Raw genomic sequence first — 12,667 nt, 5'->3', positions numbered from 1 at the left:
ATCACCTCCCTGGGCCTCCATTTATAACTTTATTCTCAGGGTGCGGGGGGCGTTCCCCCCGCCCCTGTTGCGGGGGCGCCCGGCGGGGGTGGGGCCCCCCCCTTCTCCTCGAGGCTCGGGCGGTCAGAGCGTGGCGCGCAGGAACTCGGCCACGTCGGCGTGCGACACCGGGGAGATCGGCAGATCCGTGTACAGGCCGTAGAAGCCGTGGATCTGGCCCTTGTACTCCTTGTAGACGGTCGGCACGCCGGCTTCCTTGAGCCGCTCGGCGTACTGCTCGCCCTCGGTCCGCAGCACGTCGTACTCCGCGGTCATGACGAACGCGGGCGGCAGGCCCGACAGGTCCTCCGCGCGCGACGGCAGCAGGTAGGGGTTCTCCAGGTCCGCGGGCTTGGCCGGGTACTGGGCGAAGAAGAACCGCATGGAGTCCGCGGTCATCCCGTAACCCTCGGCGTTGTCCACATAGGACACCAGGCCCTCGTCGTCCGAGTGCGCGGTGACCGGCACGACCAGCACCTGCGCGGACACCTTGGGACCGCCGCGGTCCCGGCTCATCAGCGACACGACGGTGGCCAGGTTGCCGCCGGCGCTCTCGCCGCCGATGCCCACCCGCGAGCCGTCGATGCCGTGCTCGGCACCGTGCGCGGCCACCCACTCCAGGACCGCGTAGCAGTCGTCGGGCGCGGCCGGGAACGGGTTCTCCGGCGCCAGGCGGTACTCGACGGACACCACCGCGACGTTCGCCTCTCGGGCGACCCGCCGGTTGGCGACCTCGTTCTCCTCGATGCTGCCGATCGTCCAGCCGCCGCCGTGCATCCAGATGAACACCGGCACGGGACCGTCGGCCTCGGGCAGGTACAGCCGGATCCGCAGGTCGCCCGCCGGACCGGGCACGGACAGGTCGGTGACGGAGCGGACCTCGGGCAGGTCGTCGGGCAGCGACAGCATCGCCGCGAACCCGGCCCGCATCTCGGCCGGGGTCGGCGGGGGCGCGCCCTCGGGCGCCTCCGCCGGTGCGGGCATCGCCGCGAGCATCGCGGCGACAGCGGGGTCAAGTGCCATGGGAACTCCTTCTCCGGACGCGATTACCAGGATCCGTCGGCGTTGACCGCCCGGTCCGTCCACAGTGGATCGAGCTCCGCCCGCAGCTCGGCGCCGTGCTCGGCGACCAGGCGGAGCGCACCCAGGTTGTCGTCGAACTGCGCCGCGCGGCTCACGCCGAACAGCACGTTGGCGACGGCGGGGTTGGTCAGCGTGAACGCGATCGCCACCTGGGCCGCGGAGGCGTCGTGGCGGGCGGCCACCTCGGCGACCTTGTCGGCCGCCTCGCGGATCGCGTCGCGGATGCCGCCGGGGTCGGCGCCGATCTTGCGCTCGGGGAACTTGCGGCCGGCCAGGATGCCGCCCTCGAAGATGTCCGACGCCTGGAGCGCGAGCTTGCCCGAGGCGAAGTACTCGCCGTAGAACTCGCCCTCGGCCATCGTGCGCCGGGCGATGCTGTACTTCAGCTGCGCGAAGACCGGGGGCGTCAAGCCCTCCTTCTCCGCGAACACCAGGGCGGTCTCCAGGTCGGCGGCGACCCAGTTGTTCACGCCCCACGCGTCGAAGCGGCCGGCGCGGATCTGCTCGGCCACGTCGGTGACGATGGACGGGATGTCCGGCGGGGACATGTAGTCGCCGACCACGACGGTGTCGGCCTTCTCCACGCCGATGCGCTCGAGCGAGGTCACCATCTGCTGCTCGAAGCTGGTGGTGGGGTACTCCCACAGCCACAGCTTGCCGCACAGGTGGTAGTCCTCGCGGGCGATGCCGGCCGCGCGCACCGCCTCGCCGAAGATGATGTCGGTCCGCGCCTGCTCGGCGTGCGGGCCCATGTTGTAGTGCGCGACGTCGAACATGGTCACGCCGGCGTCGACGGCCTTGCGCAGCAGCGCGACGGCGTCGTCGAACTCCATCCGGTCCCAGGTGTTCCACGAACCCAGCGCGAACAGCGGCACCTGCGGACCGCCTGGACCCAGCTGTCGGACCGGGACGCTTGGCGCCTCGCCCATGAGTTACTCCTCACTACCGCGGGAAGTTTGGTTTAGTCTACATACATAGACTAAAAACCGGGATACCGGCTGATGTGGTGCCTATACTGAGGCCGCTTCATCTACATCTGTTGACGGAGGACACCGTGACCCGACACGCCGACCTCGTGCTCACCGGTGGCACGGTGCTCACCTTCGACGCGCAGGACAGCGAGGCCGACGGCCTGGCCGTGCTCGACGGCGAGGTGGTGGCGCTCGGCGACGTCGCCCCGCTCGTGGGTCCGGACACCCGCGTGGTGGACCTGCGCGGCCGCACCGTGCTGCCCGGCATCAACGACTCGCACCTGCACGGCGCGTGGCTGGGCGCGATGTGGCCGAACACGCTGCTCGGCGGCCCGCCGGCGGAGCAGACCGGCCCCCTGGTCTCCGACGCGGCGTCCCGCCGGGCCGCGATCCTGCGCGCGGGCGACGTGGTGGCCGAACTGGGCATCACCAGCTACACCGAGCCGGGCCTGGGCCCGGGCGAGGACGAGGGCGCCACCGGCTGCTTCTCGGCCGCCGTGCTGGAGGAGTACGCCGCGCTGGCCGCCTCCGGCGAGCTGCGCGCCCGGGTGACCGCGCTTCGCCTGTTCGGAGTACTCGACGGCCCGAGTTCGCTGGCCGACTTCGAGCGCGGCCTGGCCACCCCTCCCCCGGCCGCCGACCCCCGCTGGCTGGCCGTGACCGGCGTGAAGATCTTCGCCGACGGCATCCCGCCGATGAAGTCGGCCTGGACGCACAGCTGCTACACCGACGGCACGTCCGGCCACCTGCTCGTGGACGGCGAGCACGACGCCGAGCGCGAGGCCAACCTCCGCCGCATGATCGACACCGCGCACCGGGCCGGCGCCCAGATCGGCGTGCACGCGACGGGCGACCGCACGATCGACGTGGTGGTGTCCGCGATGGCCGACGCGATCGCCGCGCACGGCCGCGCGGGCAGGCACTACCTGATCCACGGCGACCTGATCTCGGCCGCGACCCTGGCGACACTCCCCGGTCTCGGAATCGGGCTGAACACCCAGCCGGGCATCGCCACGTCCACCGGCTCGTGGCTGGTGGCCGCGATGGGCGAGGACGCCCTGCACTCCGCCTGGCCCCTCCAGTCCGCCTTCGACCACGGCGTCCCGGTGTGCCTGAGCTCCGACGCGCCGGTGCTCGGCCCCGACTGGCGCCAGTGGATCGCCGCGGCCGCCGAGTGGACCGCCGCGACCCCCGGTCCCGACCTGATGCGCCGCCTGCTGCGCGGCTACACGGTCAACGCCGCCCTCCAGGACGGCGCGGAGTCCTGGAAGGGCACCCTGGAGATCGGCAAGGTGGCCGACCTCTGCGTGCTCGAGACCAACCCGCTGACGATCAACCCGGCCGACCTGCCGAAGGTGGGCGTGGAGCTGACCGTCGTGGGCGGCAAGGTCGTGTTCGAGCGGTAAACCGCAGCTCACCGGCCCCGTCGACCTGCCCGTCGACGGGGCCGCGCTGTCTCTCGGCCAGGGTTGTGATGATCGATATCTCAGATATGAGATACGCTCCCGCCCCGTGACCCAGGATCTCGACGTCTCCAAGCCGTACCTCGCCCAGATCGGCAACCTCATCCGCGACTCGCGGCGGCACCGGGGGTGGACGCAGGCGCAGTTGGCGACCGCCGTGTCGACCAGTCAGAGTGCCATCAACCGGATCGAGCGGGGCAACCAGAACGTCAGCGTCGACATGCTCGCCCGGATCAGCGAGGCGCTGGACTCCGGCATCGTGACGCTCGGGCCCGCCGCCCCGATGCACCTGCGGGTGACCGGCGGACGCACGCTCTCCGGCTCGATCAACGTCAAGACCAGCAAGAACGCCGGTGTGGCACTGCTGTGCGCGTCCCTGCTCAACGCAGGCCGCACGACCCTGCGCAAGGTCGCCCGGATCGAGGAGGTCAACCGCATCCTCGAGGTGCTGGGCAGCATCGGCGTGCGGACGCGGTGGCTCGGCGACGGCAACGACCTGGAGATCGTGCCGCCCCGGAACCTGGACCTGGCCGGCATGGACGCCGAGGCGGCCAGGCGGACGCGGAGCATCATCATGTTGCTCGGTCCGCTCCTGCACCACCGCGACACGTTCGAACTGCCCTACGCGGGCGGCTGCGCGCTGGGCACCCGCACCGTGGAACCCCACCTGGTGGCCCTGCGCCCGTTCGGCCTGGAGGTCAAGGCCGCCGCCGGCCGCTACCAGGCCGAGGTCGACCGCACCGTGCGGCCGGCTCGCCCGATCGTGCTCACCGAACGGGGTGACACGGTCACCGAGAACGCCCTGATGGCCGCGGCCGGCCGGGACGGCGTCACGGTCATCCGGAACGCGAGCCCGAACTACATGGTCCAGGACCTGTGCTTCTTCCTGGCCGAACTGGGCGTGCGCATCGAGGGTGTGGGCACCACGACGCTGACCGTCCACGGGGTGGGCGCCATCGACCGCGACATCGACTACTCCCCGTCCGAGGACCCGATCGAGGCCATGAGCCTCATCGCGGCGGCGATCGTGACCTCGTCCGAGATCACGGTCAACCGGGTCCCGATCGAGTTCATGGAGATCGAACTGGCCCTGCTCGAGGAGATGGGCCTCGACTACGACCGCACCGAGGAGTACCCGGCCGCCAACGGCCGCACCCGCCTGGTCGACGTGACGGTCCGCCCGTCGACCCTGCGCGCGCCCATCGACAAGATCCACCCGATGCCGTTCCCGGGCCTGAACATCGACAACCTGCCCTTCTTCGCCCTCATCGCCGCGACCGCGCACGGCTCCACCCTGATCCACGACTGGGTGTACGAGAACCGCGCGCTGTACCTGACGGAGCTGACGAAACTGGGCGCGAAGGTCACCCTCCTCGACCCCCACCGGGTGTACGTGGAGGGCCCGACCCACTGGTCCGGCGCGGAGGTCATCTGCCCGCCCGCCCTGCGCCCGGCGGTGGTCGTCCTGCTGGCCATGCTGGCCGCGAAGGGCACCTCCGTGCTGCGCAACGTGTACGTGATCAACCGGGGCTACGAGCAGCTGGCCGAGCGCCTGAACGAGCTGGGCGCCGAGATCACCACGTTCCGCGACATCTGACCGGACGCGGGAGGCGGTGGTCCCCCCGGGCTCGACCCCGGGGAACCACCGCCTCGTGAGGACCGGACTACAGCCGCGCGTACGTCTCGTCGTACCGGTCCGGGTCCATCGCGAGATGACCGTTCGCGTCGACGTGGAACGTGCCGTTCGCGTAGCAGGCGTTGAAGAAGCCGATCATCTGCTCGACACCGGCGAACTCGACCTCCGTGCTCTCGCCGACCAGCACCCCGGCGACCCGGGCCTGCTCACCCGGCCGCCAGACCGCGGCGTAGAGGTCGCCACCGCCGCCGCCGAGCACCGGCACCCAGTGCTCGCCCAGCACCGGGTCGCCCCGGTAGTGCTCGCGCACGGCCACCGCCTCCGCCAACGACAGCGGCGCGTACCCCGGAATCACGTTGACGTCGTCCTGGACCTGGCCCTCCCGGACCTCGACCCCGTCACGCCAGCCGAACCAGGCCACCACCTCCGCGGGCAGGTCGGCGCCGAGCACCGCCTCCACCGCGGCCGGCTCCAGCCCCGGCACGAGCCACCCCACCACGGGTCGGGACAGGGCGTCCAATCGCGCCACCAGCGAATCGAGCTCGTCGATCAGCACAACCGCCCCCCACGTCAACTGGTCCTGACATAGTACTGGTCACCGTTCCCGATGCCGTTGTCCCGCAGGAAGGGCCACAGCGAATCGCGGCCGTGCGACACGTTCTCCGCCCTCGGGATGAGCCGCAACGTCGCGCCCGCCCCACCCTCCCGAGTGGACGCGAACGGGAACTCCTCCCACGACATGCCGTCGGCCAGGGTGCCCGGCCGGGGCTGACCGGCCTGCGCCGCCGCCCGGTTCGCCCGGATCGCCGACCGGCCCGTCATCCGGGTGACGATCGGGCTCGCCCCGTTCGACACCGCGTTGGTGAAGTTGTCCGCGACACCCGAGTACACGCCGGAGTCGATCTCGTGCACCGGCAGCGAGGTCGCCTCGCCGGCGGAGTCGACGGCGAAGATGCGGGTGCCGCAGTTGTGGACCAGCACCGGCGTGCCGCCGGCGACCACGTAATAGGTGTGGACGCCCTCGACGGTGAGGTCGTACACCGGCTCGTACCGGGTGTGGTGCTCGACGTCGGCGACCGCCGGGTGCGTGCCGTCGACCGAGGTGAGCCGCGAGCCCGCCGTCAGCTCGCCCAGGTCCACGAACCGGTGCTCGGAGTCGACCCAGACCGGGTGCCACGAGGTGCCGTCGACCGAACCGGTGGACCCGTCCGCGGCGGCCACGGTCAGCTTGACCAGGTCGCCCTCGTCGGAGTGCACGAAGGTCGCCACGACGTCGCGGTCGGTGGTCTGCCCCGTCTCCGGGTCGGTGGCCTTGACCCGGTCGCCCAACCGCACCTCGGAGATGGGCTTCTCCGAGCCGTCCGCCATCACGACGGTGGTCGCGCCGACGAAGCTGTGCGACGCCGGGATCGGGCAGGACCCGCCGATGCTCTCCGCCTTGCCGCCGACCTTGCCCAGTCGCTCGGTGACCGCCGCGGCCGCCTTCTTGGCGAGGTCGCCGACCTTGCGGACGATGCCCTGCGCCTTGTCCACGATGGAGGCCAGGCGTTCGACCGCCTTGAACGCCTTCACGCCCGCCTGGAGGATCTTGCCGACCTTGCCCCACGGCACCAGTCCCAGGACGAGGCCGCCGCAGGCCATGATGTCGCCCTTGGTGAAGCAGTCGACGATGTCGTTCCACCCGGAGATGTCCTTCAGGACCTCCCAGGCGACCTCCTTGATCACGTCCCACTTGGTCTTGTGGGACTCCTCCAGCGCCTTGGCGTAGTCCTCGGCGGAGATGCCCTGCTCCGCCATGGCCTTCGCCATTTCCTCCTTGTAGACCGTCTGCTGGTACTGGACCTGGCGGTTGATCGCGATGTAGGTGTCGCGCTCCTGGTAGTACGTCGGCGTGTAGTTCGAGCCCGCCGACGGGTACGGGCTGGACGCCGCGTGCAGGCCGCACGCCACGCCGTCCGGACCGCAGTTGATGAACAGGCCGGTCGGGTCCGAGTAGGTGACCGGGTTGTTGTTCGCGTACGCGTACCCGTTGAGCTGCTGCGGGTCGTTGTTGTCGATCACCGGGTCCGCGGACAGGAACCGCCCCGACGCCGTGTCGTACTGCCGCGCCCCGACGGTCACCAGACCCGACTCGTCGTTCCGGCCGCCGACGAAGCCCAGCCGGTCGGGCCAGGAGGCCGGTACGCCGCCGCGCGCGCCGCCGTACGGGGTCTGCCGGCGCTGGGTGACGTCCATGGTGGCCGGGTTGATCGCGACCTGGTTGGTGCCCTGGTGGTCGCCCGCCATCCACTTCAGCCCGCTGACGCTGTTGCGCACCGCCACCACGTGGCCGTTGTGGGTGTACTGCCTGGTCCACGTCGGCGTGGTGGTGTTCTTCTCCAGGCGGATCTCCTGGCCGAACACGTACAGCGTCGTCGCCGACGGCTCGCGGCTGATCAGCCGGGCGCCTTCCGCGTCGTAGAGGTACTTCGACTCCTGCGTGCCCGTGACCACCCGCGACAGCCGGCCCTCGACGTCGTACTCCAGGGTTTGGGCGTTGCCGCCCGCGGTGCGCGAGGTCGTGCGACCCGAGGTGTCGTAGCCGAACGTGTCCAGCGCGGTGCCCGTGGGGCTGGTCGTGGTCACCGACGTCGCGGTGTGCGGCCGGACCGCGCCCGCCGCCGGGTAGGCGGTGGTGCGGACCGTGTCACCGGCCGCGGCGTGGGTCGTCTCGGTCAGCCGGTTGCCCGTCTTGTCGAACGTCCACGACTGCCAGTACGGCGCCGCGCCGCCCAGCGCCGACGTCGACTTCGGGTCGCCGCAGTTGGTGGACGACGGCGTCCACGCCTCCGACAGCCTGCGCAGGTGGTCGTAGGCGTAGCACTGCACGTCCGACGCCGCGCCCGCCGGGGTGTCGGCGACCCTGAGGACGTTGCCGGACGCGTCGTAGCCGTACGCCCGGTCGGCCACCTTCTCCGCGGTCGCCGTCTCCCGGACGACCGACGTGGTCGCGAGGCGCCGGGTGCCGACCTCGTAGGTGTTGGTGGTCCAGACGTTCTTCACCGACGCGCCCGAGCCGCCCTGCACCTCCTGGAGCACCTCGCCGTAGCTCGAGTAGCTCGTGCTGTCCACGTACACGTCGGTGCCGATGGTGTCGTTGAGCTGCCCGGACGCGTTGTACCGCACGCCGACGGTCTCGGCGGGCACGATGGTCGTCCCGCCGGAGGTGACCGCCTTGTACGTCACCGTGTCCGGCTTGCCGGTGTAGGTGTAGGTCTGCGACAGCTCGTAGGTCGTGCCGAGCACGCCCTCCTGCGCCGCCGGGACGATCACCTTCTGCCCCTTGGGCCGGCCCGCCGCGTCGAGCTCGGTGGTCTTCCTGGTGTACGTGCCGCCGCCCGCGAACCGCCGCGACGTCTGGAGCACCCCGAGGCCGCCGGGCAGCGTGTCGTACTCCCACTCGGCGATCTTGGTGCCGGTGGTCGGGCCGCTGTACCGCGCCGTGACGCGACCCAGCTTGTCGTAGACGTTGGACACCGTGCGGTTCTGGGCGTCCGTCGTGGACACCACGCGGCCCGCGACGTCGTAGGTGCTGGTCGAGTGACCGGCGTCCGGGTCGTCCGTGGCCACCACGCGACCGCGCAGGTCGTAGGTGTAGGACCAGGCGTTGCCCGCCGGGTCGGTCACCGTCTTCAGCTGACCGGCCGGGGTGTAGGCGTAGGAGGTGGTGTCGTAGGTGCTGCCCAGACCCGCCGTGTACTGGCGCTTCTCCTTGGTGCGGCCGTGCGCGTCGTTGATCACCACGACCGCGGGCGAACCCGGCGGCGGGGTGGTGCTGACCCGGTCGCCCGCGTAGAGGGTGGTGGTGCGCCACTGCTCGACGCCGAGCCTGCGGAAGATCGCCGCGGTCGGCCGGCCCATGCCGTCGTACTCGGTGATCGTCTGGTTGGGCACCTCGTTGTCGAACGCGCCGACCAGGGTCCCGCTCGCCGCGGCGCTGTTCCAGTACGCCGAGTTCTGCTTCCACGCCAGACCGCGCGTGTCGTAGTAGGTGTCGGACACCAGCCGACCGCCGTCGGGCCCGGTCGCCGGCACCTGGTTCTGCCGCTCGCGCAGCAACCCGTCGTAGAGCGTGTACCCGACGCGGTACTGGTTGTCGTCCTGCAACTGCTTGGACACCACGACGGACGGCTTGTCGTTGTTGAACTGGTACTCGAAGACCGCGTCGGCCTTCACGCCCTGCGCGTTCTTGTCGTGACCGGGCAGCCAGGCCGACACGAGCCGGCCGAGCGGGTCCAGGGCGAGGTCGACGTGCCGGTTGTTGGCGTCGGTCGACCCGACCGACAGGCCCCACGCCGGGTTCAGCTGCTCCTTCGCGACGTGGCCGAGCGGGTTGGTGCTGGTGACCTCGGTGACGGGGCCCGTCGCCGGGGTGTAGGCCGTGGTCGTCTTGTTGTCGCTCGAGTCCCACACGTCCAGCGGACGGCCGTAGGAGTCGTAGCTCGCCCTCGACGCGGTCACCCACGTCTGGCCCGAGGCGTCCCACTTGTCGAGCACCTCGGCCTTGGTGATCAGGCCGCGCGTCGGCGCGACGCCCAGGGCCTGGTTGTCGAAGTACGACCGGGCGCTGGACTGGACCGTGGCCGCCGACGCGGTGACCGCGCAGGTGCCCGTCACGGTCTCCACGGCGCTCGCCAACGTGATGATCCACGCCGTCTCGTTGCGCGCGTAGGTGTACCGGGTGCAGCTCTCGTCACCGGTCACGGCCGTGTCGCCGAGGTCCTCGACCCGGGTGACGACGCCCTCGGTGTTGAAGGTCTTGTCCACCCTGGTGCGCCGCCACGTGCCGTCGGCGATCTTCGTGCGACCGCGCACCGACGCCGTGCCGTTGACGAACGCCTTGAGGCCGCCGGAGTCGGTGGCCGTCGGCGTGGTCGGCAACCACGGGTCGTTGACCGAGGCCGAGACCAGGGCGCCCGCGGTGTACTGCCGGGTCTCGCGGACGAAGCCGCGCAACCGGTCGCTGTCGACGACCGACGCGCCCTCGCTGTCGGCCACGCTGACCGAGCGCGTGCCCGACGGCAGCTTGTCGCCGTCCATGCCGCGCAGGTAGAGGGACTCGCCGACCGACTGGGTGCCCGCCGGGTCGCCCCTGATCGTCCGCACGACGCCGTAGCCGCGCCACTGCGACCAGGTGCGCCTGGCCGGTTCGGCGAAGTCGGCCTCGTCGTAGTGCCACGCCGGGTCGCCGTCGTACTCGTACCTGGTCTTGACCAGGCTGGACCCGCCGGTGCGGTCGTCCTCGGTCACCGCCGTCACGACGTACTTGTGGAAGTAGTCCAGGATCGGGGCCTGACCGCCGTCCGGGGTCCACCACGTCGGGTAGCAGCGCAGGGTGTTCGACTCCGGCGCGGTCGGCATCCGGGTGCCCCGGACGCAGTCCGGTCCGCTGTACTCGACCTGCGTGACACCGCCCGCCTCGCCGGTGATCCGGTCGATCCGGTAGCGGGTGATCGCGGGCTGGTCGTCGGTGCTGTCGTCCACCCGGTTGTCCAGCGCCTTGTGCGAGAACGTGGTGGGCGGCAACGCGGTGCTGCCGCCGACGAGTCCGGTGTGGACGACCTGCTTGAGGTTCATCGCGGGCGCGAGCCCGTCACCGGTGGCCAGGAACTCGTGGGTCAGCGTCCACGAGTCGACGTCCTGGAACGTGGTCGCGTCCTTGGCGTAGCGGGTCACCACCCGGGTCAGGCGCTTGCGGGTGAAGAACGACGGGGTCAGCCGGTTCGCGCACTGCTGGCCCGAGTCGCAGATCTGGTCGAACGGGACGTCCGGCCACGACGCGGCGTTGGCCGCGGTGAGCTGGGCCGGCGCGCAGGTGATCGCGCCCGAGGGCAGGCAGCGCTCGGCGGTCTCGAACTCGACCTTCGCGGCGGGCCGGTCGTACACGGCGGTGGAGCGCAGGCCGTACTCGACGCGGTTCAGCGTGCCGGCGCGGACGTACTGGGTGCCCTTCGCCGCGTCGCCCTGCCGGCCGTAGTAGTTGAACTCCCGGTCGTAGTAGTAGGTCGTCACGTTGCCGTGCGGGTCGACCACGTAGTCGAGGTTCCAGCGGTAGGCCTGCTGGCACCACGAGTCGGCGTACGCGGCGGCGTTGCACGGTTCGCCGGAGTTGTTGCCGTACACCGGGACGGTCCACGCCGACTGGGTTTCGGGCTTGCCGGCAACCCAGCCGGGCAGGCGGTTCTGGCCGAGGAAGTACTGGGTGCCGTCGGTCGTGGTGACCTTCCAGTACTCGCCGTTGTTGTCGCCGTTCGTGGCGCCGTACAGGTGTTCCACCTTGGCGCCGTCGTCGTTCTGGGCGCGCCACTGCTCGGTGCCGGGGATGTTGACCAGCTTGCCGGACACGCCGACGAGGCTGATGGTGGCGTTGTCGGTGCCCCAGCACTGGTCGCCGTACTTGGTCTGGCCGTTGTTGCCGCCCAGGTCGAGCGAGCAGGGCTTGTAGGTGCGCTCGATGAACCCGCCGGGCGAGATGTCCCAGCCGTCACCGGCCCACGAGGCCTGGTTGTTGGTGGCCGACGTGCGGCCGTCCAGACTTTGCGCCGAGTAGCCCAGCGCCACCGACGGCGTGCTGCCGCTCAACGCCGGCGGCACGCGCATCGGGACGCTGTAGGTGAAGTCGCCGGACGAACTGCCCGCGCTCCAGGAACCCGCCGGCGCCAACGAGGTCGCCGAGTAGGTGCCCGCGCCGCTGGAGGTCGCGGCGGCCGCGGCCAGCACGACCGGGCCGGAGGAGGCCATCGTCGTGCGACCGGAGACCGTGCCGGACTTCGGGTCGTTGCGCGGGTTCTCCACCGGCGTCTGCGTTCGGCACTCGGGTTTGTCCGGAGTGGACAGCGCGCACGCGGGCAGCTGCACGAGCTTGAGCCGCGAGGCGTAGTCACCGCCGAACGACGGCGCGAACGACCGGTAGTCCAAGGTCACGTCCACCGGCGCGTCCGCCGCCCCACCGCCGTCGGTGAGGCTGAACACCACCGGGCCCAACTCCGCCTTGCGCGGGTGGACCTGGACGCGGACCTTGCCCGCGTCCGCCTTCCTCGCCCTGGCGCCGACCGCGTCGACCGCGGCCAGGCCCACCGACACCGGGGTGCCCGCGACCCGGACGCCCGCGCCCGCGGCACGCGCCGTGATCGCGGACGCGGCGGCGAAGTCCACCGCGCCCGTCGCCGGCGCCGGGAACGTCGCCTTCCTCGCCGGCTGGGCGACCACCTTCGCCGCCGAGGTGTCGTCGGGCAGCGCCCGGGTGTCCACGGCCGAGACCGGGACCGACTTCTCCTTCTGCAACTCCGGCAGCTTCCACCGGTACTGGTTGCCGGGCGCGGCGCTCGCCTGCGCCGTCGACAACCCGAACACCACCGCGGCGGCGAGCGCCACCGCCCTGGTCATCCGACCGCGTGCAGCAGTCATCGTTGTAGTGCCCCCTGTTGTTCGCGTGA

General features: G+C 71.1%; 6 protein-coding genes. 2 read left to right on the top strand and 4 right to left on the bottom strand.

The annotated features are described in order from the left end of the window. Nucleotides 1-123 precede the first annotated feature (123 nt). Together AB0G50_RS03280 and AB0G50_RS03275 are read right to left on the bottom strand one after the other, a co-directional pair. Complete coding sequence (locus tag AB0G50_RS03280) at nt 124-1,062, bottom strand: alpha/beta hydrolase (RefSeq protein WP_360101699.1); 939 nt, start codon at nt 1,060-1,062, stop codon at nt 124-126. A gap of 23 nt (nt 1,063-1,085) precedes the next feature. After that, nucleotides 1,086-2,051, bottom strand: a complete 966-nt coding sequence (locus tag AB0G50_RS03275) for an aldo/keto reductase (RefSeq protein ID WP_360101697.1) — start codon at nt 2,049-2,051, stop codon at nt 1,086-1,088. Between the two features lie 125 nt (nt 2,052-2,176). Here AB0G50_RS03275 and AB0G50_RS03270 point away from each other — a divergent pair, with 125 nt between their 5' ends. Then, the gene (locus AB0G50_RS03270; protein WP_360101695.1) at nt 2,177-3,499 is read left to right on the top strand and encodes an amidohydrolase family protein; all 1,323 of its coding nucleotides are present in this window, start codon (nt 2,177-2,179) and stop codon (nt 3,497-3,499) included. Between the two features lie 106 nt (nt 3,500-3,605). Then, on the top strand, nt 3,606-5,153 hold the full coding sequence (locus AB0G50_RS03265) for a UDP-N-acetylglucosamine 1-carboxyvinyltransferase (RefSeq protein WP_360101693.1): 1,548 nt from the start codon (nt 3,606-3,608) through the stop codon (nt 5,151-5,153). Nucleotides 5,154-5,220: 67 nt separating this feature from the next. On the opposite strand, the gene AB0G50_RS03260 is transcribed toward AB0G50_RS03265, so the two are convergent. Continuing rightward, nucleotides 5,221-5,748, bottom strand: a complete 528-nt coding sequence (locus tag AB0G50_RS03260; RefSeq protein WP_360101691.1) for a hypothetical protein — start codon at nt 5,746-5,748, stop codon at nt 5,221-5,223. Between the two features lie 14 nt (nt 5,749-5,762). After that, complete coding sequence (locus tag AB0G50_RS03255) at nt 5,763-12,638, bottom strand: RHS repeat-associated core domain-containing protein (RefSeq protein WP_360101689.1); 6,876 nt, start codon at nt 12,636-12,638, stop codon at nt 5,763-5,765. Between the last annotated feature and the right edge of the window lie 29 nt (nt 12,639-12,667).

The organism is Actinosynnema sp. NPDC020468 (assembly GCF_040642015.1).
Taxonomy (GTDB): domain Bacteria; phylum Actinomycetota; class Actinomycetes; order Mycobacteriales; family Pseudonocardiaceae; genus Actinosynnema.
The sequence above is the reverse complement of the archived record's forward strand: the minus strand, read 5'-3'. Positions and strand labels throughout refer to the sequence as shown.

Coding starts and splice junctions, on each gene's coding strand:
- AB0G50_RS03280 (WP_360101699.1), bottom strand. CDS start 1,062: ATGGCACTTGACCCCGCTGTCGCCGCGATGCTCGCGGCGATGCCCGCA.
- AB0G50_RS03275 (WP_360101697.1), bottom strand. CDS start 2,051: ATGGGCGAGGCGCCAAGCGTCCCGGTCCGACAGCTGGGTCCAGGCGGT.
- AB0G50_RS03255 (WP_360101689.1), bottom strand. CDS start 12,638: ATGACTGCTGCACGCGGTCGGATGACCAGGGCGGTGGCGCTCGCCGCC.